Here is a 25,933-nt window from a genome sequence, read left to right on the forward strand (position 1 = left end):
TTTCCCTGCTTTCCCACAGCACAGCACAACACAGCGCGCCCGGGTGTCCGGTGACCGCCCGTGGTCCGTCCCTCAACCGGCCCTGCGGTGTCTGCGGTGCCTGCGGTGCCTGCGGACCGATTGCGCCCCGTCCCCGATCCCGCCGATCCCGCCCCTCGTCGAGGCCGCTCACCCGCTCGCGGCCTGCCCGCGGGTCGCGCGGTAGGTGTCGGGAAGTGTGCCGTCCCGCAGCACCTGCCGGGTCACCGCCCGCCCAAGGTTGCGCTCGTGCACCGGAGATGAGCCCTCATAGATGCGCAGCGCCCGCACGTCCCGCCACATCCGGGGCACGGGGTGGTCGCCGACGATGCCCTCGCCGCCGAGCAGTTGGACGCAGCGGTCCGCCACCCGGCTCGCCATCTCGGAACAGAACAGCTTGGCCGCGGCGATGCGGTGCCGTGGGACGGTTGCCGAGTCGAACGCCCGCGCCGCCTCCATGGTCAGCGCCCGTCCGGCTTCCAGTTCCGCGAAGCACGCGCCGAGGTCCGCCTGAACCGCCCCGAGGTCGGCGAGCGGCGCCCCGAACTGCCTTCGGCCCAGCAGGTGTTCGGCGGTCTCCTCCAGCATCCGGGTGGCCTGTCCGACGCAGGTGGCCGCGACGTGCAGACGGGCATGGTTGATGCCGCGGAGCGCTGCGGCGAACCCGGTGCCGGGTGAACCGCCGAGGAGGGCCGAGTCGTTCACCCGTACGCCTGTCAGCTCGATCTCGGCCACCGGGGCCTCGGCGTGGCCGTTCATCCGGGTGGGGAGGCGGGTGGTGACGCCGTCGGCTGCACGCGGAACCAGGAAGGCGGATACGCCCCTTGCGCCGTCGGCCGCCTCCCCGGTCCGGGCGAAGACGACCAGGTCGTCCGCCCAGTGGGCATTGGTGATGTAGCGCTTGCGGCCGTCGATGACCCAGCCGCCGTCGACCCTGCGCGCGGTCGTGGTCAGCGAGGCGGCATCCGAACCCGCCTCGGGTTCGGTCAGGGCGAACGCGGTGATGTGCTCGCCCGCCGCCATCTTCGGCAGGAGCCCTTCCCGCTGCTCATCGGTGCCGTGGTCGAGGATCGCCTGGGAGCACAGCCCGATCACGGTGGAGAAGCGCGAGCGGTAGACGCATGAGGCACGGGTGAACTCCATGGTGAGCCTGACCTGCTCGGTCATGCTCCACTCCAGGCCACCGAGGTGCCGGGGAATCGACACCGCGAACAGTCCGTTGTGGGCGAGCGCCCGCATGACGTGTTCCGGCACCGCGCCCGCCGCCACCATCTCGGGCTCGGCGGGGATGAGTACCTCGTCGGTCAGGGTGGCCACGCGCTTCAGGTACTCCTCGAAGCCGAGCGGGAAGACGTCCGGGTCGATCATGCTGGTTCCTCCTTCGGTGCGGCGGCTCCGGCGTCCGCGCAGACGACGACACCGTCCTCGGTCAGTGCACGGATCTCCGCCGGGGTCCTGCCCAGTTCGGCCAGGACGCGGCCGGTGTGCTCCCCCACGCCGGGCGCGGGCAGTGAAGTGGCGGGGCGCGTCCCGCCCAGGGAGAAGGGTGTGGTCGGCGCGGTGTAGGCGGCCCGTTCGCCGGTGCAGTCGGCGATCAGCCCGGACGCGAGCACATCGGCGTCCCCGACGACCTCGTCGAAACGCCGTACCGCCCCGCAGACGATGCCCGCGGACCGCAGCCGCTCCACGGCCTCCGCCCGGTCGAGCCGCCCCAGGGTGTCGTGCAGCAGGTCGAGCAGTTCCGGACGGTGGGCGACCCGGGCGGGATTCGTGGCGAACCGCGGGTCGGTGACGAGACCGGGGCGGCCGATCAGCTCGCACAGGGCCGCGAACTTCTCGGCGGTGTACGCCGAGACGACCAGCGCGCCACCATCGCGGGTGCGCACCAGATCGGCGGCGGGCGCCGCCAGCGCCTGCCCGTTGCCGCGCCGTCGCGGGGCGGCACCGCTCAGCTCGTACTCGGCCCAGGTGGCCGCCTGGGCGTGCACCACCGCCTCCATGAGCGAGGTTTCCACCACCTCGCCCCGGCCGGTGGCGGCACGCTGCAGGAGTGCTGCCAGGATCCCGGAGGTGAGCGCCTGGGCGGCCAGGACGTCGGCGATGGTGAAGCCCACCCGCTGCGGTTCGCCGTCCGCGGCCCCGGTGAGGTCCATGACGGCGAACTCCGCCTGCGCGGCGATGTCCAGACCGGCCCGGCACGCCGACGGTCCGCGGGTGCCGAAGCCGGTGACGAATCCGTAGACGAGTCGGGGGTGGCGCGCCAGCAGGGTGTCCGGGCCGAGGCCCAGTCGCTCGCTCACGCCGTGCCGGAAGTTGTGCAGGAGCACATCCGCCGAGGCCACGAGGTCACGTACCACCTGCCGGCCGGCCGGAGCCCGCAGGTCGACGGCGATACTGCGCTTGCCCCGGTTGTTGGCCCGCACCATCGCCGTACCGAAGTGGCCGATGCCACGTGCCTGGTCCCCTGCCGGAGGTTCCACCTTGATGACGTCGGCGCCCAGGTCGGCGAGGTTCTGGCCGGCCCCCGGCGCCGCTATGTACTGACCGAAGTCCACCACGCGCAGGCCGGCCAGCGGGCGGATGCCCGTCGTGGTGCTCATCGGGCCACCTCCGCGGTCACGGCCCGGCGGCGTGCGGTCTCGGCCAGCAGCGCCGCGCGGGAGCGTGCCGGGTTCAGCAGGAGGCCCCCGGCGACGGCGAAGACCACGATGGCGGTCCCGACGACGAGGAAGCCGTCGGCGTAGCCCTGGGCCACGGTGCGGGCCGCGTCCACGATGGCGCCGAGCGCCCAGGGGGCGACGATGCCGGCGATGCTGTAGACGGCGATGATGCAGCCGAAGAAGCCGGGGCGGTGCCGGCGCGGCAGAAAGTCCGCCGCGCCGGCGAAGGCTACCGAGAACGCCACACTGTTGATCGAGAAGGCGGCCACCACCAGGACCAGTTGCGGGATCCCCGGCGAAATCTGCGTGAAGGCGACCATGGCCAGCCCCGCGAAGCAGAGGAAGCCCATGGTGAGGTAGCCGCGTGCGGCCCGGGCCGAGTATCCCGCCCGCAGCAGGCGCCCGGACAGCAGCCCCGCGCCGAGCAGGACGACGATTGCGAACCCGTAGGGCAGCGTGACCAGCAGGCCGACGGTCTGCTGGGAGTAGCCCATCCCCCCGTGCAGGAACGACGGCAGCCAGGCGACCTTGAGCGAGGTGATGAGGTACCCGGCGAACGAGAGCAGCGCCAGCCCCCAGAAACTCCCGTCGCGCAACAGCGTTGTCAGCGGCACGTCGATGTCGCCGTTGGGATCCTCGGCCTGCTCCGCGCGGGCGGACCGGCCGACGGGTGTCCCCTGCGGCCCCATGCCCGGCTCCCGGCGGGTCACGAGCCACCAGATCACCACCCAGACCAGGCCGACCACGACGAACACGGAGAACGCGACATGCCAGTTCCAGGTGAGGATCACCCAGGTGACGAGGGGGGCGGCGGCCAACGGCCCGACCGATGAACCCGCGTTGACCACGGCCCCGGCGAAGGCCCGCTGCTCCGGCGCGAAGCGGTCCGCGACGACGGACTGGCACAGGACGTGCGCCGGGCCCTCGAAGAAGCCGAGCATCATCCGCGAAACGATCAGCACCGTGAGGGTGGTGGGCACGGCGAGCGGCGCCATGCTCAGCATCCAGGCGAGCATGAGCAGCGCGGCGGACCATCGCCAGCCGATCCGCCGGAAGCCCAGCGCGAGTACGACCGCGCCCGCGGCGAACAGCCAGAAGAAGGAGCTCGACACCAGGCCGTACTGTCCGGCGTCGAGCCCGAGTTCTTTCTCGACGTCGGGAGCGGCGAGCCCGATCGCCGCCTTGTCCGCGAAGTTGAGCGTGAAGAAGGCGAGGAGCAGGCCGATGATCCACCAGTCCTTCGGCAACACCCCCCGCCGGGGGCTCCTCCCCTCCCCGGGCCCGGCCGTCACCTGCGACGCTGCGTGCGCGGTCACGTTCACCTCCACAGTCCCGCATCACCGGGAAGAGCGATGCAGACCACAGGCAACCGGAGGAGAGCGGTCCGCAACAACCACGGGTTTCCGCAGGGAGCCTTCGGCGATTCCGAAGTCCCGCTGCCGATGGGGTTGGCCGCACACCGGCCCAACGCGGAGGGCGTCGCCCAGTTCTACGAGACCCGGGCCGGAGGTGAGCGCGGCCTGATGGCAGCCAACCTGTACCGCTCGGCCGCCTCTTACGCACGCTCCGGCCGGGCTTGAACACCGCCGGGGAGGTCAGCTCTCGAATCAGCTCTCGAATCAGCTCTCGATGCGCAGCTGAGGCTGCAGCACTCTGAAGCGGCACCCTTCGCCTGGTGCCGAGCGCAGTTCGATGCGGCCGCCGTGGGCGGTGACCAGGGCATGGACGATGGCGAGCCCGAGGCCGGAGCCTCCGCCCGTGCTACGGCTGCGTGAGGTGTCTGCGCGGTAGAAGCGCTCGAAGACCCGCTCCTGTTCGTCCGCTGTCAGACCCGGACCCGTGTCCTCGATCTCAAGCACGGCCCGGCCGTCGAGGGAGCCCACGCCGATGCGGATGCCGCTGTCGGACGGTGTGTGGTTCAGGGCGTTGCCGACCAGGTTGCTGACCACTTGGCGCAGCCGGGCCTCGTCCGCGAGCGCCGGAGCCGAGGCTGCCTTTCCCTCATCGGGGCCGGTCAGGCTGACGGACCGGGTGGGGGCCATGGCCTGGATATCGTGCAGGGCGTCGATCGCGAGGGTGCGCAGATCCATGGGGGCCAGGTCCAGCGGGTACGGCGCAGGGGTCGCCGGTGCGGACTGTGCCGGGGGGTTGCTCTCGTCGAGTTTCGCGAGCAGCAGCATGTCCTGGACGAGCCTGCCCAGGCGTTCGGATTCCCGGGCGATGCGTTCCATGGTCTCGTCGACGCTCTCCCGGGTCGGCAGCGCGCCCATGCGGTAGAGGTCCGTGTATCCCTTGATGCCGACCAGCGGGGTACGCATTTCGTGACTGGCGTCGGCCACGAAGCGGCGCATACGCGCCTCGGCCTCCTCTCTGGCCTGGAAGGCGGTCTCGATCTGGACGAGCCTCCCGTTGAGCGAGGCAGTGAGCCGACCCGTTTCGGTGCGCGGCCCGGCCAGCGTGGGCACACGGCGGGACAGGTCGCCGTGGGCGATGGCCGCCGCGGTCTCCTCGATACGGGTCAGGGGGCCGAGGCCCGAGCGCACGGCGAGCCAGCCGACCGACGTGAGGACGCACAGCAGGACGCTGCCCACCGTTGCGGAGATGCTCCGGATCTCGTTCACGATGTCGTCCACCTGGCTGAGAGACGCGGCCACAACCACGTTGACCGGCGTGTTGAAGGCGGCATCCAAGGGGCCGTTGGGTGCCTGGTGAGGCACTGCGTTGACCCGCCAACGCCCCGTACCGTCCCGGGAGTCGACGGTGAATGGTTTGCCCTGCCTCACCGTGACGGCGTCGGCGTCGAGAACCGGCAGATCGGGACCACCGCCGGGCGATGTCTTCTCCGCGGGGAGCTCGTTCAGGACTTCCCCCTGAGCGTTCACGTACAGGACCGGGTGCTGAACTGGTTCCACCGCGAGGGAATCTGTGGGCCCTGTGCCGGTTCCAGAGCAGCGACGGGCAGCCGGGCGCAAATCTGCGTGGTGACGTTCAACCGGGAATCGGCCTGCTTCATCAGGTACCCATCCAGCGCGTTGATCACGAAGAACCCGTTGGTCAGCAGGCCGACAGCCAGCAGTGTCGCCGCGAGGAACAGCAGGCGGGCGCGGAGGGAGTAACGGTTCACGGCCGGCCGGGTCCGGACGTCGCCGCACTCACGATCACGGGCGCGGTCCGCGCATGACGTAGCCAACCCCGTGCACCGTGTGGATGAGTTTGGGACCACCGTTGTCGATCTTGCGCCGCAGGTAGCTGAAATAGCTGTCCACGATGCTGGGGTCGCCACCGAAGTCGTAGCGTCAGACGTGTTCCAGGATCTGCGGTTTGGACACCGTGCTCCCCGGGTTGGAGAGGAGGAAATGCAGGAGCCGGAATTCGGTCGGAGAAAGCCGGATCGGAACACCTGCTCTGGTGACCTGGTGCCCCTCGGGATCGAGTTCGAGGTCGGCAATCACCAGCGTCGCATGAGGATTTCCTTTGGTCCTTCTCAGGATGGCTTGAATACGGGCAATCAGCTCTTCGAGGTCGAAGGGTTTGGTGACGTAGTCGTCACCGCCCAGGAGGAGGCCGTTGACCTTGTCCTGGGTGGCCTCTCGCGCGGTGAGGAAGATGACGGGGACGGGACCGAGGCGATGGATGTCTGCCGGGTTCGGCTGCTCACGCAGGCGCCGGATGACTTCGAAGCCGTCCATGTCCGGCAGCATGACGTCGAGCAGCACCAGGTCAGGGGGGTTCTGGGCTGCCCTGTCCAGGGCCTGTTCGCCGTTGGCGGCCGTATCCACGGTGAAGCCGGCATGGCGCAGTGCGGTCGGCAGCAGCTCCCGGACGGTCTGCTCGTCGTCGACGACGAGCAGGTTCCCGCCGGCTGCCGGAAGGGGAGTGGTCATCCTCGGCATCCTGGACAGCGGTGTTCGCCTTGCGGCGCGGTCATGAGTTCTTGGCTGCGGCAGCCCGGGGCCGTGCCCGTTCCGTGGGCGGGGACAGGTCCGGGCGGCCCTTCTCATCGGGAGGTGTGGTGGACCGCCGCATTCGATACAGACGGTGGAGATGGTGGAGATGGCTCCCGGCATACCCTGCGGCACCGCCGAGGATGCCGCCGATGAGAATGGCCGGCAGCCAGTTACCGCTCAGGTCTGCTTCGGCACCGCCCATCTGCATCCCCATGATACCGATGCCGAAGGATCCGGAGGCTGTGGTGAGCCAGGAGAGCAGCACGATGCACAGGGACGTGATGACCGAGATGCGTATCGCGATCTGCAGATGGAAACCGAACAGGGCGTTCGCGGCCTGACGCGCGGTGGGCGCCGGTGTGCGCGCAGTGGCTCGGTAGCCGCAGATGAGCAGCGCGGCGAGGAGCAGCACCAGTCCGACGGCCCACAGGGGGATGCCCGCGACCGCGATGTCCATGACGTTCTTGCCGCGCGGCGGGGATGAGGGGGCCGCCTGGCCCTGGCCGAGCATGGCCCCCATCCCGCCGCCCTGGCCCTGTTGCCTCTGCATCGTGCCCTGCCAGGCGGAGCCCGCACCCGTGGTCAGGAGAACGGCCAGGAGGTTGGGTGCGAGGAGCAGGAGCGCCCCACCGGCCTTCGCGGCCTGCCCCGGCAGTTCCTGGCCGGCCAACGCCAGGCCGACCAGCAGGGCCGACAGCACCAGCGGTACGAGGACCAGCGCCAGGAAGACTCCGCCGACCGCCGAGGTGGCGGCTACGACGGAGGCCGCTCCTTCCAGAAGATGACGGGTGACGGTGCCGGGGCTTTTCGGTGCGACTGCCTTTACGGATTCCCTCTTCGCGGATTGTGCGGATTCCCTCGCGGATTCCTCTGCGGATTCCTTTTCGGGAGTCTTCTTCTTCGAGGTTGCCATCGCGGCCTTCTCTCCGTATGCCGTCTTCAGGTATGGGTGCCGGGAAGAACGGCGGCGAGCTCTTCGTCCTCCTCTTCGTCGTGCCGGTCGTCCCCTTCGATGTCCACCCGGGGAAGTGCGGCATCGAGGCGCAGGGGCAGCCACCACGCCTTGTCGCCCATGAGGGCGAGTACGGCCGGCACGAGGGTCATCCGCACGATGAAGGCGTCGATGAACACGGCGGCGGCCAGGCCGAAGCCGATGGTCTTCACTATTTGCTCGTCCGACCCCATGAACCCCGCGAAGACGGCGATCATGATCAGTGCTGCGGCGGTGACCACTCGCGCGCTGTGCCGGAATCCGGTGACAATCGCCTCGCGGGCCGTCCGCCCGCCGGTGTAAGCCTCGCGGATCCGGGTCACCAGGAACACCTCGTAGTCCATGGCCAGTCCGAAGACGATTCCCACCATGAAGATCGGCATCATCGACATGACGGGCCCGGGATCCGTGACCCCCAGGAGCGAGGAGAACCAGCCCCACTGGAAGACCGCGACGACCGCTCCGAGCGACGCGGCGACAGAGAGCAGGAATCCGAGAGCGGCCTTCAGCGGTACCGCGAGGGAACGGAAGACCAAGACGAGGAACAGGAAGGCGAGGCCGACGACCAGAGCCAGGTAGGGCAGGAGCGCGTCGTTCAGTTTCTGCGACACGTCGATGTTCATCGCCGTCGTGCCGGAGACCATCAGCCGTCCGCCGTGTTCATCCATGACGTCACCGCCTTCGGCACGGATGGCGTGCACGACGCTCTCCGTCTCGCTGCTGCCGGGACGGGTCTCGGGAATGACGGTGATCATCGCCGTGTCGCCGGCCTCGTTGAAACGGGCCGGGCCGACGGTGGAGACGCCGTCGATCCCCTTCAGTGCGGCGGACACCTCTCTCACTGCCTGCTTCGGGTTGTCGCTGTCCTTCGCGTCGGCGATGGCGAGCAGAGGTCCGTTGAAGCCGGGGCCGAAGTTCTCCGAGATCAGGTCGTACGCCTTGCGCTGCGTGCTGCTCTCCGGCTGAGAGCCTCCGTCGGGCATTCCGAGCTTCAGGGATGCCGCCGGGACGGCCAGTGCGCACAGCGCGACGACGCCGACGATCAGCACGGACACGGGGCGGCGGATGACGAAGGCCGCCCAGCGGCTGCCCATGTTCGGTGCCGCCGCCGTGGTCCCACCGTCCTCGGCTCCGGCAGTGTGTACCGACTTCTTACGCTGCCGGAGCGCCTTGATCCGGCTGCCGGCCACGCCCAGGAGTGCGGGCACCAGGGTCAGCGCGACCAGGACGGCGAGGACCACTGTCCCCGCGGCGGCGACGCCCATCTTCGTCAGCAGCGGGATGTTGACCACGGCCAGACCCGCGAGGGCGATCACCACGGTCAGTCCGGCGAAGATCACGGTCGAGCCGGCCGTGCCGAGCGACCGCCCGGCCGCGTCCTCCCGTCGCCGTCCGTCGGCCAGCTCGCTGCGGTAGCGCGAGACGATGAACAGCGCGTAGTCGATCCCCACGGCCAGGCCCGGCATCATGGCAAGGACGGAGGTGGTGGAGTCCAGTTCGAGGGTCGACGCCAGCGCGGTGATGGAGCACACGCCGATGGCGACGCCAATGAGGGCGGTGACCAGCGGCAGCCCGGCGGCGAGCAGCGAACCCAGGGTGAGGAGCAGGACGACGGCCGCGATGGCGAGCCCCGTGGCCTCGGCGGCGTGCGACCCCTTCGTCTCGTTCTGCACCGCGCCTCCGGCCTCGACCGTCATCCCCGACCGCGAGGCCTCCGCCATCGCGCCGCTGAGGTCTTCGCGGGAGTGGTCCGACAGCTCCGCACTGGAGACCTTGTAGGTCACCTGGGCGTACGCGGCCAACTGGTTGGCGCTGACGGCCTTCGCCTTGAACTGGTCGGCCACCTGGGCCACTTCGGAGCCGGAGGCGAGTTCATCGACCGTGCTCTCGACCACCTTTCGCATATCCGGATCGGTGATCTTGCGGCCTTCGGGGGCCTTGAAGACCACCTGCGCCGTCGCGCCGTCCGCCTTCCGCCCCCCGAACCGCTCATCGATCAGGTCGTAGGCGCGCTGGGATTCGGTGCCGGGCATGGCAAAGGTCGTAGGGCCGGAGGCGGGGGCCTGGGACGCGGCGATGCCGCCCAGGGTGAGGAGCGAAATCCACAACAGGGCCACGAAATAGCGGTGCCGAAAGGCGAACCGGCCGAGTCTGTAGAGAAAGGCCGCCACGGGTAACTCCTGGAAAGGGAATTGAGGGTCCGGAAGGGCGGCCGGATCGGACGGTCCGTGCGGGTGCTCATCGCGAGTCCCTGGCACGGCACATGTGTGGGGTCCCGGCGCACGTCACGGTCCGGGGGCTGTCGTGACGTGACCCGTGGTGCCATCCGTCGGCGTGGCTGAACTCTGGCAACCCCACATCGCCGCTTCCGGGGAGTCCCTGGGAGTTTCCTGGGAATCCCCGGTCACCCTTGTCCTGAATTGAGGCGGATCGCAGCGATCTCCCCCGCCCCTGCTTCCGCGGATTCCCGGAGAACACACAGAACACGGCAGCCTGGAATGAAAATGTGGTCTCCGCCACGGCCGGACTCTCCCCCAGCAGCGGAACGTCCCCGGCAGGACTGCTCGCCGCAGAGGTCGTCGGCGCCTCGCCTCTCAACTCCGTTTCGTGGAGGGCGATCCAGGACTCCGTGAGCGCGTTGTCCGGGGCGTCACCGGCTGCACCGGTCGAGGCGTGGATGCCGAGCTTGAGGAATGTGCGGTGAACGCGTACGACGTGTATTGACTGCCCGCATCCGAGTGCAGAACCAGGGCCGGCCGTGGTGCCGGCCCGGTCAGGTCGAACGGGCGTCACGCCCCGGAGCTACGTCCTGGTCGGTCATTGCTGGGGATTTCAGGCTCCCTGCCAGTACAGCCGACCGCTTGGCCTCCACGGCCCAGTGCAGGATCTGCAGCTGTCGTACAGCGGACGAGCGAGCCGCTTCATCACGTCGATGGACCAAGTTGGACCAACAACGCGGGAGACGCAGCAGTGGGCGCCGCCCAGGAGACACCGTCGAGCAGATCCGCCAGCAGCTCTACGGAGCTTTACGCTTCCTGCGGGGTGACTTCATAGCGTCGGATTTCCCGCTCCTCCGTGAGGGCGTCTTCGAAGCAGTGGCCGGAGAGCTCTCGTCCACCATGAGTGGCCTGACGGCGTGCGGCTCGCGCGCCTCGATCCCCTCGGTCCCAGGGATGGGGTCAGTCTGTGCCGGTGCGGGCGCAGAACGGCGTGCGGCGTCCGGGACGGGCAGGACGTTCCGACGCTGCAACTCGGCGACGCTTACCAGAGGTGACATGAGAACACCGTCGAGTAGCTCAGCCTGAGCCGGCTGCAGCTCGATCAGATGCCATAGGACGGCCAGTACGTGCTGGAGTTCCTCGCTCCAGGCGGGCTGCCACCGGGCGGGGCGAATGTGGTCCAGCTGGCTGACGGCCCTGCGAGACGGCCGTCCGGTCCTGCGTTTCAGCCAGCCGTCGAGAACATTCTGTCCGCTGACCCGATACTCCCGCATCTCCCGAGTCACCGGACCGAAGACACCCTGGCCGAAATGGATTTCGAGACCTTCGGGATCGTGGACGAAAGCCTCGGGTAGTTCGTCCGCACCAACCTGCCTCCTATACGTGATCTCCGGCTGCGCGGTCGCCCAGACCTGCCGGGCCCCACCAGGCCTCTTCGCTACCGGGTCCACAAACCTCTCGCCGAAAGTCGAGGCCCAGATCACCATCCGCCCAAGATGCAGCGCCTCCGACCACAGTGCGACATCGCCGGTCACGGGCACGCGGACGCCGTTGGTGGTGAGTTCGTCGTCGAAGCGGGAGCGGAAACCGGGGTGGGCCGTGATCGCGGCTATGTACGCGGCCAGGTCCTCGGCGGTGACAGGCATACCACGGTAGGAGTTGCGAAGGTGCTGGAGAAGGCCGGGAGTCACATTGGGGGTGCCATCCTTCTGCAAGAGGGGAATCACCCTGCCACCACCCCAGCCGGCGAAGTGATCCATATCCGGCATCAGCGCGGTGAACAGCGTGGCAGGGCCGTCACCGAAACGTCCGGAGTGCTTCTCGACGATGTGAATTTGGCCCTCGGCCCGGTTCTCCCACAGCTCCGGCGAGCATCTGTCGAGGATCCTGTTGTCCGGAATAATCCACTGCCGATCGAAGGGACGGAAGGCGAAGAGTGCCGGTTCCGGGCACTCGGTGCCCGCCTCCAGCATCGACCGCCGTCGCTGCGCTGCCCCTGGGAGGGGCTTGACCTGCCGGTCGACGGTACGGCTCTGAGTCTCTCTGAACAAGGCACGCTTCTCGACAATGTCCGTCGCAGCGGTCAGTCTCCGCCATCGGGAGCGCAGTGTGTCGGGGTCGGGAGAGTAGACCCATGTCCGTTTGGGCAAGATGCCGGGCACAGTCCATGGCAACAGGTCACCCAATGCGGGGTACGTGTCCCACGCTCCGCGTGCGGTGGGCGTGAACGGGTCATGGACGTCCTGGCGCACCGACCGCCACTGGTGGCTGTCCGGCTCGAGAGCCTCGAGCTGCGCGTACTTCTCCTCACGAGAGCCTCCGTCCAGGGCGACGTACCTGATGTGGGCGAGTTCGGTGTCCGCCCTGCTGCGGACGAACACGGCGATCGCCAGTGGCTGCTGTACGCTTTCGAAGAGACGTGTCCGCATCGGCGGCTGGATGCCCTCCGGGCTGAGGTCGATGATCCAGCCCTCCGAACAAGTCTCACGCAGGTACTTTCTCATTCCCCGGAGACCAGGCCCGCTCAGGAAGCCCGCGGTACTGATGAAGGCCACGATTCCGCGGTCCGACTCGGAACGATGCTGTTCAAAAACCTTGAAGGTGGCCCAGCGCCAGAAGTAGACATAGAGGTTCTTGAGCTTGTTCTCGTGCACTCCGTTTCTGCCACCGAGGCGGAAGTCATCCAGCAGAGGTGCTCTGTCGTCCCCCTCGCGGCCCTTCTCCACCCAGCCGCCCTCACCCTCGGCTCTCTCCCGGTCCGGCGGGTTGCTGATCATGACAGTGACCTTCTGCTCCCGCTTGATCCAATCCGCCTTGCGGGTGTTCTCGACCAGAGGATCACCATCGGGCAAGAACGTGAAGAGCGTTGCCCTCTCGTAGGGGTCTGCGAGGGTGTCGGCCAGATGGAGTCGCAGATCACTGAGTTGAGTGTCGGTGTCTTGCTTGCGCAGGGTTTGCGTGATCCGCATCTGAGCCACGGCGTAAGCGGCCATCTGGCGCTCGAAGCCGATCAGCCGGTCCGCCAGCTGTTCCACCGCTTCGCCGCGGAAACCCTGCCCCCGGCGGGAGCGTTCCTCGGCGACCCTGTCGATGATCTCGCTGAGGAACGTCCCTGTACCCATGGCGGGGTCGACGATCGTCACCTGCTTGTCGGCAAACCCCTCCTCGCAACCCAGGCGGGTTCGCAGTACGGCGTCGGTAAAGCGGACCATCTCCTTCACAAGGCGGGGCGGCGTATAGTACGTGCCGGAGCGTTTGCGTAGCTCGCGGTCGTATTCCTGTAGAAAATTCTCGTAGAGGTGAACGTGGGCGTCGGGCTTCTGAGCTCGGATCGCCTCCCAGTCGACGGCGTCGATGACCTGCACGAGCGTGTCAATTCGGCGGGCGAACTCGGCGTCCACCGTCTCCGTCAGCAACTGCAGGGCTCGGCCCATGACCATGTTCTCGGCCTTCAACTCACGTGCAACGTCACCGAAGTTCCGGTTGGCGAGCGGTACGTTCTCGATACGGGCCAGCAGCAGGGCGAAGGCAATCGTCTGGGTATAGCGGTCGGCGAAGAGGCGGTCGGGATCCTGTCCATCGGTCGAGGGGAAGAGCACCTCTCTCCAGTGGTGAGCGAGAGCAGTGAAGGGCTTGGGGTCACGCCGCCGACTGCGGGAGCCGTCCGGTGCTCTGCGTTCGAGGGCAAGCTGCTCCAATGCCTCCTCCCGCAAGTACTGGCACAGCGAAGCGAGGGACGTCACCAACTGACTCACGGTGGTGATGCGTTGGGGCTGCCATCCGAGAAACTCCCGGAACAGATCCCGAAACGCGGCACCGTCGGCTTCACGGGTACGCAACCGACTGCCGGACCGGTAAAGATCGCCGTCGAGCCGGACCGTGCGGAGAGGCCGTGAACCGCCTCGGTACAAGCACCATGTGTGACCGTTGCTGTACAGCACGTTGGGCAGCCGGTGCATCAGCTCCCACTGCTCGCGGTCTCGCTTCGTAAAGCCGTCGGGCGTCACGTCATGCCCAGGAGCCTTGACCTCCAAGAAGCCGACAATGCGCCCCGAGGTCTCCACCGCGTAGTCCGGGCGCACCCGGGCCTCGGGCAAAGGGTATTCGGGGTGAAGACGGGGACTCAGCTTCCAGCGCGCCCCGATTGCCTCCACCAGCTTCACCACCGGCGGACTGATGGACGCCTCAGTGTCGCTGACCCGCAGACGCTCCCTGCACTCGGATCCGAAGTCCGCCACGAGAGCCTGTATCCACTCCTCCGGCACGTTATCCCCTTCCAAGCGATGGACGCGGGCGGTGAATCACCGCAGACACAGACTTGTTGGAGGTGAAGGGGCCGGCTCAGTACGCACGGGGGGCGCGCGAAATGCACGGACGGCGCGTTCCGTGACCGCTGGGAAACCAGATGCGGGTGTTGGTCAGGAGGGCCGCTTTAAGCCGACGTAGACCTGCCGATGTGCGAGGGGCCGTTGTGGAACCGCACGCGGATGCGACGGCGTTGCCGCTACCAAAATGGACGCGAGCCTCATTCACACGCGTTTCAACTGATCCACTCGGCGATAAGGCGCGCTCCGCGCGCCACTTCCGGTTGCGTCACGCCTGGTCGTGCACAGCGGAACGACCAGGCGTGACGAGGTTTCAGCACGAGCGTCACTTGAGCGTCAATCGTGCGAAAAAACGCCTAGAACTACGGCACGGCCGGATTTCCGCCGGGGCCTGAAACCGCAGCTCAGAGCACCGAGCGAATGGCGGCTTGTCCGATCCGTTGTGCGGAGGAAAATAGGTCGAGGGATCCCCCGGCCAGGCAAATCCACAGGTCAGGCGTCCTTCGGGACCGGCTCCAGGATCGCCACGCACTCCACATGGTGCGTCATCGGAAAGAGGTACCCGAACGTGGAAGCAGCATAACCGCAGGTCAGCGCAGGTTCACGGCCGGGCCGCCTGCCCCGGAGCGTCAAACGAGCGTCACCTTACTTGCTGCAGCATGGACCAGGCGAGACCGGGAGGTGACCAAGGAGCGGTGCCAGGACCCGGAAGCGACGGTAAGCGCCGCGATCCGGACGGCCCAGCGTCCGTTCGCCAGATCCTGCGTCCAATTGATTGACAAAGGAGGCTATATAGCCTCGAAGGAGATCTGATATCCCCAAAAGAACGAGATGCTCACGAACTCTGTGCTCGCCATACCAGAAAGCGCGGCAGGCAACATTGACAGTCAGGTTCGGCGACTCACCAGTGGGCGAACAGGGCTGAACGGCGCGGGAGGAGTCCCCTGCCGGCTTCGAGGTCCAGGGGCGGCAGCGAAATCGCATCGCGAGCGGGCAGTCGGGACTCTGGACTGGGCGTGCCTGCCCACACTGGAGGACAGTTCCGCCCCGAGAGCGTCACCGCCCGGTTAGCCCCGGGTCGGTCCCGTGGTGCCGGTTCCTCGGCCGCGAGGCCGTGGAACCGGCCCACTGTCAGTGGGACACCGACGGGTGCGGCAGTACCTGCGGGATTTCGCTGGGACCTCGCACGTGTCGTACGCCGTTGGATCCGACCGCTCTGGAGCCCGGTCCGCCGCGACGGAGCTTCCACCGATGCCCGGGACCCGTATGTCGCTTCTCGGCCAGTGCCTGATCCGATCCGGCCTCTCGGCTCATTGACCAGCCCGGGCACTGGGAGAAGTCGCGGCCGCCCGTCCTAGACTGTCAGCAGCTGTGCGCGCCGTCGGCCGCCCCGGCCGCCGCGTGTCTGCTCTTCCAAGGCCGAACACACCGCCGACGACACCACATTCAGGGGACGACGGCGGTGGGGGAACGAGCCATGTACGAACTGAACGAGGAGAAGGATCCGGCGGTACTGGGTCCGTTCGAACTGCTCGCCGTACTCGGACAGGGCGGCATGGGCCGCACCTATCTCGGACGCAGGCTCCCCCTGGAGAACCTCGGTCCCGAGCTGGAGACGGGGTACCACCTGACCGAGTTCGAGGAGTCGGCCCAGCCACCCCTGGCGGCGGTCAAGGTGATCAAACCGTCGAAACTGCGGGACAGTTCCGAGCACTCCGAGGAAGAGGCCAGGGCACGGTTCGCGCAGGAGATCGAGACGATGCGTACGGTGGCCAGCGCGCGGGTCCCGGTGCTGCTCGGCGCCGATGCCGATGCCGAACAGCCCTGGCTGGCCATGGACTACGTCCACGGCCCGACCCTCCACAAGCTCGTCCACACCTGTGGCCCCCTGGCCGTGGGACCGTACGGGGCGCTCGGTCTCGCCCTGGTGGACGCCCTGCGCGCGATTCACGGTGCCAAACTGCTGCACCGCGATCTCAAGCCGGGCAACATCGCCGTCGGGCCCGACGGCCCCGTCGTGCTCGACTTCGGTCTCGCCGTCCTCACCGAACGGGACAGCGACGCGGCTCTCACAAAGACGGGCGCCGGATTCGGCACCCCGACCTATATGTCGCTGGAGCAGGCGAGGGACACCAAGCACGTCACCGAGTCGTCGGACATCTACTCGTTGGGTGCCGTACTTTTCTTCGCGGCCGCCAAGCGTCCGCCGTATCCTCTCTTTCCCCTGCAGGCCGCACCGAAATGGAACGGCGTGTACGGGCATTGCCTGCCGCTGCTTGGCCGGATTCTCGTGCAGACGGCGGAGCAGCGGCCGTCCCTCGACGAGATCGAGAGCGACCTTCGCCAGTTGCTCGCCGATCACGGGGTAACGGAGGTGGCTGCCGCGGACCAGCTGCGGGACCTCGTGACGGAGGCCGGGCTCATCCCCGAGCTTCCCGCGAAGGCGCTCTCCGACCTGCCGGACCCCGACGTCCAGCACGCGGCCCAGCAGGCCGTCGACGACGGGGGCTCGCCGGACGACCCGTGGGCGCCCGATCTCTTCGACGAGTTCCTGAAGGCCGAAGCGCCGGACCTGGCAGCCCTGGACCCGGCGGCCGAGCCCGCACCCGGCCCCACCGGGTACGTGCCAACGGTGGTGGACCCCGCTGCGCAGTCGGCTCCGCAAACCCTCGCGCCGGTCCCCGCGCAGTCCCCGGTCACCAGCTACCCTCTCGCACCGCCGCAGCCCCCCGCAGTGCCCGAACTCGACGTGGCTCCGCCCCTCGCCCGGCGGGCCGCCGAGCGGCTGCGCAAGGCGTACGCCCACAGCGGGCGCCTCTGACCTGACGCGGCCCGGTCCCGGCCCTGGCTACGAGAACGGGCCCGGGACCGAGAGCGCCTGTGGCCGTTTAGGCTTCGAAAGGGCCCGCGCCGCCCTCCGCACCGGTAGAAACAGAACCTCGTGCGCACCCCGAGTCAGGCGTGCGTCCCGCCTGTCTGTCGAAAGGAACCGCCCGCCATGCCCGACGCAGCGTCCGAACCCTCCTCGGGCCCGCCCCCGGCGGGCACGGTGATCGAGGTACGGGACGAGGAGTGGCTGGTCCGCAGCAGCAGCCGGATCCGCGCCGACGAGATCCTGATCGAGGCCACCGGCGCCTCCGAGCTGGTGCGCGGGCACCGGGCGCGTTTCCTCACCTCGCTCGACGGCATGCCCCGCGTGCTGCGCCCCGAGAACACCCGGCTCGTCCACGACGGGTCCGAGGGGTTCCGCCTCAGCCGGCTGTTCCTGGAAGCCGTGCTGCGCAAGACCCCGCTCCCCCAGATCGAGCGACGCCTCGCGCTCACCGAGGGCTTTCTGCTCGATCGCATGGACTACCAGCTGCGTCCGGCCGAGAAGGCTCTCGCGAATCCACTGCGGCCTCGTCTGCTGATCGGCGATGTGGTCGGCCTCGGCAAGACCCTGGAGATCGGGATCCTGCTCGGCGAGCTGATCCGCCGGGGACGCGGCGAGCGCATTCTCGTGGTCACCCCGGCGCCGGTGCTGGAGCAGTTCCAGCACGAGATGTGGACCCGTTTCTCGCTGCCCCTCGTCCGCCTGGACAGTGTGGGCATCTCCCGGATCGAACGGAAGATCCCGGTCGGCCGGAATCCGTTCACGTACTACAAGCGCGTCATCATCTCCATGGACACCCTGAAGAACGCCAAGCGCTACGGAACGTGGCTCCAGGGCATCGAGTGGGACGCCGTCGTGATCGACGAGTCCCACAACCTGATCAACCGGGGCAGCGACCGCCGCGTGCTGGCCGAGCTGCTGGCGAAGCAGACGGACGCACTGATCCTCGCGAGCGCCACCCCGCACAACGGTGTGATGCGGGACTTCACCGGTCTGGTCCGGCTCCTGGACCCGATGGCGGTCAAGGACGAGCAGAACCCGAAGGCGTCCGAGCTGCACCACCTCATGCTGCGCCGTACGAAGGTGAGCACGGAGGTGGCCAGGGCGTTGGAGGACTCCTGGGCGCCTCGCGGTGCGTCGGAGCCGATCCCGTGCACGGCGGGCGAACTGGAGGAGCGCGTCTTCGCCGAGCTGACCGAGGGCTGGCTCGGCAGCCCGGACCTTCACGGGGCCGATCATCTCTTCCCGTACGTACTGCTGAAGTCCTTCCTGTCCTCGCACCGCGCCCTGTTCGCGACGGCCCGCAAGAAGCTGTCCGGCCTCGGTCACGCCCTGCCCGACGGCCACAAGCACGTCACCGATCCGCCGCTGACCGGCGCGGAGACGCACTCGCCGGTGCCGGAGGTCGCCTCGCTGCTGCGGCTCACGGAGCTCGCCCGCGAGATCGAGCAGGCTTCGACGGCCGGACCCGGTCCCACAGCCACAGCCAAGCTCGCCGCACTCGTCGCCCACCTCCGGGAGATCAAGGTCGGACCCGGCGGCCGGACCCGTGCGGTCGTGTTCTCCGAACGGCGCGAGACCCTCAACTGGCTCGGCTCCGTGCTGCCCGCGCTGCTGGGCTGGAAGAAGCGCGAGGACGGCGAGGCAGCGGTGAAGGTGATGCACAGTGAGGTCTCCGACACGGTTCAGATGGACTACGTGGACGAGTTCGCGCGGGCCGGCAGCGATGTGCGGCTGCTGCTGACCGGCGACGGCGCCTCCGAGGGCGTCAACCTGCACCGGCAGTGCCACCACCTCGTTCACTGGGACCTTCCCTGGAGCCTGATCCGCGTCGAGCAGCGCAACGGCCGCATCGACCGCTACGGACAGACGAAGAGCCCGGAGTTCCGGGCCCTGATCCTGCGGAGCGAGGTCGAGGGCGCCCTGGACGACCGGACCGTCGCGGAGAAGGTCCTCGCCCGCGAGGCCCGGGTCCACGAGGTACTCGGTGCGGTGGAGGCCGCCACGAGGGAGAACGACTGGGACAAGGAGGAGCGGCGCGTGATGGAGGCGCTGCTCCGCGAGGCCCCTCCGGAGGAGGCGGTCGCCGGCCTCCAGGCCGTCGATGTGGACGCGCTCGCCGAGGGCGGCGGCCCGGGCGCCGCGTTGCCCGTCGCCCGGCAGACGATGAGTGAGTTCGGTACGGGCCCGGCGCCGGTGGAGGCCGGTGACACCGCCCCGGACACGGATTTCGACGCCGACTTCGATTTCGACCTGGACCTGGACGACTACGGGTCCGACGCACAGGACGACTCCGTTCCGGCGCAGGACGGCCGTGAATCGGCCCCGGCGGAATCCGGCGTCCCGACCGTCGACGAGCTGCGCCTGTTCGACACCGCTCCGGAGCAGAACCGCCTCCAGTACGTACGCACCGGGCTGAAGGAGCTGGCCAAGCTGGAGGCGCTTCACCTCAACGCCACCTTCACCGGGACCGACCTGAGCTTCGACACTCCCGAGGACCTGGCCGACCGGCTCGACGTGCTGCCACCCGGCTATCTGCGCGACCAGAACATCGCCCGCCGAATGAAGCTGACCTTCAGTCGCGAGGACGCGGCCGATTCCCTCAAGAGGGCTCGGGAGGACTCGAATTCGTCCTCGCTCTGGCCGGACGCCCACTACGTCGGCGAACTGCACCCGGTGGTCGAGTGGATCACCGACAAGGTGCTCGTCCAGCTCGGCCGTCAGCAGGCCCAGGTCCTCCAGATCGATCCCGAACGCGCTTCCACGCCGGTGGTCCTCACCCAAGGCGTGTGGTCGAACGCCGAGGGGCGCCCGACTCTGGTCGCCTGGCGTGCGATCGACCGGCTCGACGGGCCGGAGCCGCGCATCCGCGAACTGACGCCGAAGCTTCTCGCCGATCTGGGCATCGGCCCGGACATGCCCGACCACTACACCCCGGGCCCTCTGGACGACCTTCAGCGGCTGGTTCCGAAGGCGGTGGCCGAGACCCGCCGCGAACTCGACGGTCTGCGGGACATCGCCGACCGGGAGGTCGACGCCCCGCTGCGCACGTACGCGAAGCAGGTCGGCGACTGGCGACAGGAGCTGCTTCCGGGCTTTACCCGGTCCACCCGCGACGACGCCGCGGACCGCCTGGCCGGGGCCGCCGCCCGGCTGCACACCTCGGGCGAGCCGATGATCCGGGTCCTGGCCGTGCTGGAGCCCGGCGCATGAGTCCCCATCCCCACGACCTCACCCCCATGAACAGCGAGCAGGAGCAGCAGGCGTGACGTTCGACTCCCTGATCAACGAGCGCGAGTACTTCCCGTCCTTCTACCTGGACGACATCCTGCCGAAGCAGCTGGCGAGCGGCCCCCTCAAGGAGTGGTCGGCGCGCGAGCGTCAGGGTGAGGCCACGCCCCGGCAGAACGTGCGTGATCTGACCCGCCCCTACATGGACGCGCGAGCCTTGCTCGGCCCGGACGCCGAGAAGTACAACGGGCTGCAGTACGCACCGGCTGTCGCCGCGCAGTCGGCGGCCGCAGCCGTGCTGAAGGCAGCGGGCCCGGACACGGATCTGCCGGTCTTCCAGCCACTGTCGCCGGAGACCGAGTCCGACACCACGCCCGAGGGCGAGTGGCGGAACGCGCTGACCGGCTGGCACGAACGCCTACTGAAATCACTGGACTTCGCCCCACGCCCCGGCCACTTCACGGCCCGCACCCCGACCGGCCCGGTCGCTGTGCCCGTGGCCCACTCGGAGCCCGGGGTCCTCGTCCTGACCGGCGGTTTCACGGAGGACCTGGATGCCACACGCGGCGACGGTCCCGCCAACCTCCTCGCAGCACCGGTCCGTGTCTCGGCCTCGAAGACCCTGACGACAGTCCGCGAGCTGGCCTCCTGGGTCCTGAACGCGGAGAACGCCCCGCGCTACGCCCTGCTGCTCTTCGGCGGGGTACTGATCCTCGCCGACAAGCAGGCGTTCTCCCGGGGCCGCTATCTGGCCGTGAACCTGGACACCGCCCTGCCCCGCAAGGCGGCGAAGGGCGTTAAAGCCAACGAGATCGACCTGATCGCGGCGATCTTCGCGGCCTCTTCCCTGCGCCCCGGGGAGGACGGCTCGGACGACGAGATCGCCAAGCTGGTGGCCGAGTCCCGGGACCACTCGGTGGGCGTGACCGCCGAGCTCCGCGTCGGCCTCCAGAAGTCCGTCCAGCTCATCGCCAACGAGGTGTTGAGGCGGGCCCGCGAGGAGTCCGGGGCCCACCCCGAGGACCTGCCGGAGTGGCTGCCCGACGCCCTGCCGGAGCCCGGCGACCTGCCGCGCCTGCTCACCGAGGAGTCGCTGCGTTACCTGTACCGGATCCTGTTCCTGCTGTACGCGGAGGCCCGGCCGGAGCTCGACATCCTGCCGGTGAAGAGCGAGGAGTACGCGACCGGGTACAGCGTGGCCCGGCTGCGCGAGCTCGTCGTCCAGGAGAAGCTCGGCAGCGCGTCCCGCGACCGGTACCACTTTCACGAGTCGCTGGCCCTGCTCTTCGAGAAGGTGTTCACCGGTCACCCGGTGGCGAACACGGTCACCGACAGGAACGCACCGGTCGAGGAGTCGTCCGAACTGCCCGAACCGGCCGAGGACGACGGCCATGAGAGCGTACGCATCGAGGCGCTGCGCTCACGGCTCTTCGACCCCAAGTCGATAAGGCTGGTCGGGCAGCGGATCGACTACCCGGAACCGACTCGCCCCGACGGCTCACCGGCCCCCGCGAAACCTCTGGACCTGCGCCTGCGCAACAAGGTGCTGCACCAGGTCCTGCGCAACCTGACCCTCGTCGAGGGTCGGGGCAAGGGCCGGGGCGGGTTCATCAGTTACGCCAACCTCAGCATCAACCACCTCGGTGCGGTCTACGAGGGCCTGATGTCGTACACCGGTTTCATCGCCACGAAGCCGATGTACGAGGTCGCCAAGGGCGGCAACCCGGAGGGCGGGTCCTGGCTGATCACGACCGACCAGGTGCGCAGCGGGCTGTACTCGGACGCGCCGGGCGACAGCGTCTTCGTCAAGGAGGACGGCATCAACCCGGAGACGGGCGTGCCGGACTCGGTGGTGCACGAGGTCGGCTCGTACGTGTACCGGCTGGCCGGCCGGGACCGGCAGACCAGCGCCTCGTACTACACGCCGGAGTCCCTGACCCAGGCGACGGTCGAGCAGACGCTCCGCTTCCGCCTCGACGACGAGGGCCGCGTCGACCCCCGCGAGCCGGAGAAGTCCGACGTCACGGCGGAGCAGGTGCTGCGCTGGCGGGTGTGCGAGCCCGCCCTCGGCTCCGGAGCGTTCCTGAACGAGGCGGTCAACCAGCTGGCCGAACTGTACTTGAGGCTGGCGCAGAAGGAGCAGGGCGAGCAGGGCAAGCAGATCGACCCGGAGGAGTACCCGCGCGAACTCCAGAAGGTCAAGGCGTACATCGCCCTCCACAACGCGTACGGCGTCGACCTCAACAGGACGGCGGTGGAGCTGGCGGAGATCTCGCTGTGGCTCAACACCATGTACCCGGGGATGCGGGCACCTTGGTTCGGGCTGCACCTGCACCGGGGCAACTCGCTGATCGGGGCGGCGCGAAAGGTGTACCCGGGCCAGTCGCTGGGTGACGGCGGCTGGCTGAAGTCCTCCGGCCAGCAGGCACCGAGGGCGGTGCCGCTGACGGAGGCGTTGGGGGGCAGTGGCGTTCACCGGCCGGTACACCAGTTCCTGCTGCCGGCGCTGGGGTGGGGATCGGTCGGCGACTCGGTGTCGGTACGAAAGGCCACCGGGAAGAGCGTGGTGGCGGGGGCGGAGGCCGAGTGGCTGGAGCCGTCGCTCATCGAGGCGATGAGGAAGTGGCGTTCGGGGATGCGGCGGGCGCCGAAGGGCGAGAAGAAGTCGTCGTCCACGTCGGCGTCGGCTGCGGCCTCGGGGAAGGCCCCGACCAGTCAGGCCACTGTCCTGAAGAGGGAAGCACGGTCCGGGCAGGGGGCGCTGGATCTGGGCCTGGAGATCTGGGAGCAGTCGGGGTTCGACTTCGCGGCAGCGTCGGCGGCCGAGACGGTGGCGCCGACTCCCGCGAAGCGCGTCACCCCGTCGGCGACCAGTACGGGCGCGGACGACGGCTCGTACGGGCAGACAGGGCGTCTGCGGGCGCTTGCCGAGCGGGTGGAGTATCTGTGGGGCCTCGTCAAGCTGCGGCTTGAGCTGTCGGAGCGGGAGATCTCGCGTGACATCCCGGTGTGGCCCGGTACGGACAGGCGTGCGCAGCGGTCGGCTCCGGTGATGGACCGGGAGGCCGTGCTTGAGGCTCTGCTGATGGAGGGCAGTCCGTACTGGCGGCTGAAACAGGTCATGGACGCGTGGTGCGCGCTGTGGTTCTGGCCGCTGGAGGAGGTCTCGCTCCTGGACGGCACGGCGCCGGACTACTTCAACGGGGCGCAGGACCTGAAGAAGCTCAGCAAGGGCGGCCGCGACCGGAAGGTGGCGCTGCGGAACCTGGACGAGTGGATCGAGTTCGCGGAGTCGGTCGTCGGCAGGGTGGATGTGGAGCCGGGGAAGGATGGCACCGGTTCGCTGTTCGAGATCCCGAAGGTCAACGGCCTTGAGAGCCTCGACAAGTTCGAGCAGGCCCTCGACGAGAAGATGAGCGAGATCTCGGGCTGGGTGGACTTCCTGAGCCTGGGAGATCTCTTTCCGTGGCACGGGACGGCTGTGCGGATCGCGAAGGAGCGGGGGTTCCTTCACTGGGAGTTGGACTTCGCGCATGTGTTTGCGGGGGGTGGGTTCGACTTGATGGTGGGGAATCCGCCGTGGGTCAAGCAGGAGTGGAAGGAGAGCGGGGTCCTTGCGGAGTTCGAGCCGTGGTTCGAGCTCGCGGAGAAGCCGAGCAACGAAGCTTGGGCCGAGCGCAAAGCGGATGTGCTGGGCGGGGCGGCGGCTCGGTCGGCGTTCCTGGGGGAGCTGGCGGACTCGGCTGCTGTGTCGGGATACTTGGCATCGGTGGATACCAACCCGGAGCTGGTGGGGACACAGCCAGATCTGTATCGGGCATTCATGCTGTTGGTGTGGCGCGCGACGGGAGAACGCGGCGCTGCAGGGCTCATCCACCCCTCGACCCACCTGACCGGGTCCAAGGAGGGAGTTCTCCGGACGGCCGCATACCGGCACCTTCGCTTGCATGCGGACTTCGTGAACGAGCTCTACCTGTTCGCCCGGCCCGTAGATCACAGCACGCACTTCAGTGTGAACATCTACGGACGAGGACAAGAAGTACGATTCCAGCACCTCAGCTGGCTAGTGCACCCGCTGGTGCTTTCTGAGTCACTGCGGCACAACGGCCGGGGTGACGCGCCCGGAATCAAGTACGACGGCACATGGGACAAACGACCGCACGCAAAGCGTGTCGTCACCGTGGATCACGCCACACTTGTCAGCTGGCGGAAGCTGGCCGGGGAGGAAAACCCTCCGCCTGTCGACGAGACCAAGCTGCTCTTCCCCGTCACCGATTCTGAGAAGACGGCCATCTCTGCCCTCGCCAGGTGGCCGCGTCGGCTCGGTGCACTGAGGCCCCGCATCAGCCGTGGATTCGACGAGAAGAACGACCGGACGGCGGGCTACTTCACCTGGGACTCCGGCCCTGCGGATAGCTGGAACGACGTCATCCTTCAGGGGCCGTTCTTCGGTATCGCCACGCCCTTCGCCAAGCGGCCGATCGATGGTGCGCGCACCTCACTTGAAGTGGAGCCCTGGGCTGCAACGAATCTCGCAGATGACGAGGTGCCACGTACGAACTACAGGAAGCCCATGAGTTGCACTGCCGAGGCGTACCTCGGAGCCTTGGCAAGGCGGACGTGGGAAGACATCGAGCTGCGGCAAGAACTGCTCACCGAGGGGAGGGTGGCGGCGCAACTGAGTGCTCTCGTTTCCGACGAGGGCGAGCAAAGTGCGCTACTCGACGCCTGGTCGTCGCGGCCTTATTCGCGCTTCACTCGCCTGGTCTGGCGTCGCCAAATCGCCTCGAACACCGAGCGCAGCCTCTTCGCCTCGATCATGCCTCCCGGACCGGCCCACGTTCATATGGTCCACAGCATGTCACTGAAGACGGAGCGCGAGACTGCTCTCACTGCTGGGTTCTGGGCCTCCCTGCCTCTCGACTACTTCCTGCGTGCCACTGGGCGCTCAGATCTCCAGGTAGGCGAGGCCCAGGTCATGCCGGCTCCGACTCCTGGGCATCCCCTGGAGCCAGCGCTACTCCTGCGAAGTCTGCGGCTCAATTGCCAGAGCAACGCCTATGCACGGCTCTGGTCCAAGCTGCACGACCCCGCCTGGGCAGACGACTCATGGGCTAGTAGTCTCTGGCCACTCGCCTTGGGCACCCTCGCGGTCGGCTTGACACCGGGTTGGTCCTCGTCCACCCCGCTTCGTAGTGAGCTCGCACGCCGCGCAGCTCTCGTGGAGACCGACGCCCTCGTAGCCGTATGGCTCGGCATCAGCGCCAACGAACTCGTCGCCATGTATCGCGCCCGGTTCCCCGTGCTCCAACAGTACGAGGAGAACATGTGGTTCGACGCGAACGGGCGGCGGATCGCCAAGGCGCACCAGCAACACGGTTACGGCCAGCCGAAGGACGCCTGGAAGCAGCTCGGCGCCCACGAACACTTCCCGCTCGAAGCCAACGTGCCCGACGGGTACGAGGGGCCCCTGTACCGGGCGAACCGGGTCAAGGAGATGCGTGCCGCGCACGCGGAGTTCACGCGGCGGATGCGGGCCGTCGGGTGGGAACCCGGGGACACCGAGTCGCCGGCGTCCGCTGAGCAGTAGGCGGGTGCCGAACGTCGTCCGCCCCGCCTCCCCTCAGGGAGAACGGGGCGGACAACCGGGCCGCGCTACGGCACCAGTGA

The 25,933-nt window shown here is 68.4% G+C and carries 12 protein-coding genes and 1 pseudogene; 4 read left to right on the plus strand and 9 right to left on the minus strand.

The features are described from left to right. Positions 1 to 168: 168 nt before the first annotated feature. Genes OG210_RS03845 through OG210_RS03855 form a run of 3 tightly spaced genes read right to left on the minus strand, consistent with a single transcriptional unit; the run spans position 169 to position 3,994 of the window. Complete coding sequence (locus OG210_RS03845; RefSeq protein WP_371534982.1) at positions 169 to 1,386, minus strand: acyl-CoA dehydrogenase family protein; 1,218 nt, start codon at positions 1,384 to 1,386, stop codon at positions 169 to 171. Then, entirely contained in the window at positions 1,383 to 2,618 is a 1,236-nt protein-coding gene (locus tag OG210_RS03850) for a CaiB/BaiF CoA transferase family protein (RefSeq protein ID WP_371534983.1), read from the minus strand. The genes OG210_RS03845 and OG210_RS03850 overlap by 4 nt, the downstream gene beginning before the upstream one ends. Continuing rightward, entirely contained in the window at positions 2,615 to 3,994 is a 1,380-nt protein-coding gene (locus OG210_RS03855) for an MFS transporter (RefSeq protein WP_328332401.1), read from the minus strand. Before OG210_RS03855 ends, OG210_RS03850 begins: the two co-directional genes overlap by 4 nt. 36 nt (positions 3,995 to 4,030) lie before the next feature. Here OG210_RS03855 and OG210_RS03860 point away from each other — a divergent pair, with 36 nt between their 5' ends. Then, the gene (locus OG210_RS03860) at positions 4,031 to 4,258 is read left to right on the plus strand and encodes a hypothetical protein (protein WP_328332399.1); all 228 of its coding nucleotides are present in this window, start codon (positions 4,031 to 4,033) and stop codon (positions 4,256 to 4,258) included. Positions 4,259 to 4,297: 39 nt separating this feature from the next. On the opposite strand, the gene OG210_RS03865 is transcribed toward OG210_RS03860, so the two are convergent. The 6 genes and pseudogenes from OG210_RS03865 to OG210_RS03890 all read right to left on the minus strand — a co-directional run bounded on the left by OG210_RS03865 (position 4,298) and on the right by OG210_RS03890 (position 14,100). Then, complete coding sequence (locus OG210_RS03865; protein ID WP_371534984.1) at positions 4,298 to 5,560, minus strand: sensor histidine kinase; 1,263 nt, start codon at positions 5,558 to 5,560, stop codon at positions 4,298 to 4,300. Next, the gene (locus OG210_RS03870; RefSeq protein ID WP_328332395.1) at positions 5,557 to 5,802 is read right to left on the minus strand and encodes a hypothetical protein; all 246 of its coding nucleotides are present in this window, start codon (positions 5,800 to 5,802) and stop codon (positions 5,557 to 5,559) included. Before OG210_RS03870 ends, OG210_RS03865 begins: the two co-directional genes overlap by 4 nt. A 34-nt stretch (positions 5,803 to 5,836) precedes the next feature. Next, a pseudogene (locus OG210_RS03875) lies at positions 5,837 to 6,571 on the minus strand (response regulator transcription factor). Between the two features lie 31 nt (positions 6,572 to 6,602). Then, on the minus strand, positions 6,603 to 7,538 hold the full coding sequence (locus tag OG210_RS03880; protein ID WP_371534985.1) for a streptophobe family protein: 936 nt from the start codon (positions 7,536 to 7,538) through the stop codon (positions 6,603 to 6,605). A 26-nt stretch (positions 7,539 to 7,564) separates the two neighbouring features. Beyond that, a complete protein-coding gene (locus tag OG210_RS03885) occupies positions 7,565 to 9,787 on the minus strand; it encodes an MMPL family transporter (RefSeq protein ID WP_371534986.1) in 2,223 nt (740 codons plus the stop codon). A gap of 845 nt (positions 9,788 to 10,632) precedes the next feature. After that, positions 10,633 to 14,100, minus strand: coding sequence for a type ISP restriction/modification enzyme (locus OG210_RS03890; protein ID WP_371534987.1), 3,468 nt, complete (start codon positions 14,098 to 14,100; stop codon positions 10,633 to 10,635). A 1,537-nt stretch (positions 14,101 to 15,637) separates the two neighbouring features. Here OG210_RS03890 and OG210_RS03895 point away from each other — a divergent pair. The 3 genes from OG210_RS03895 (at position 15,638) to OG210_RS03905 (ending at position 25,853) form a co-directional block, all read left to right on the plus strand. Continuing rightward, complete coding sequence (locus OG210_RS03895; RefSeq protein WP_371534988.1) at positions 15,638 to 16,981, plus strand: serine/threonine protein kinase; 1,344 nt, start codon at positions 15,638 to 15,640, stop codon at positions 16,979 to 16,981. Positions 16,982 to 17,158: 177 nt separating this feature from the next. Further along, complete coding sequence (locus tag OG210_RS03900) at positions 17,159 to 20,245, plus strand: SNF2-related protein (protein ID WP_371534989.1); 3,087 nt, start codon at positions 17,159 to 17,161, stop codon at positions 20,243 to 20,245. Between the two features lie 52 nt (positions 20,246 to 20,297). Beyond that, entirely contained in the window at positions 20,298 to 25,853 is a 5,556-nt protein-coding gene (locus OG210_RS03905; protein ID WP_371534990.1) for an Eco57I restriction-modification methylase domain-containing protein, read from the plus strand. The last annotated feature ends 80 nt before the right edge of the window (positions 25,854 to 25,933 follow it).

Source organism: Streptomyces sp. NBC_00466, assembly GCF_041433995.1.
GTDB lineage: Bacteria > Actinomycetota > Actinomycetes > Streptomycetales > Streptomycetaceae > Streptomyces.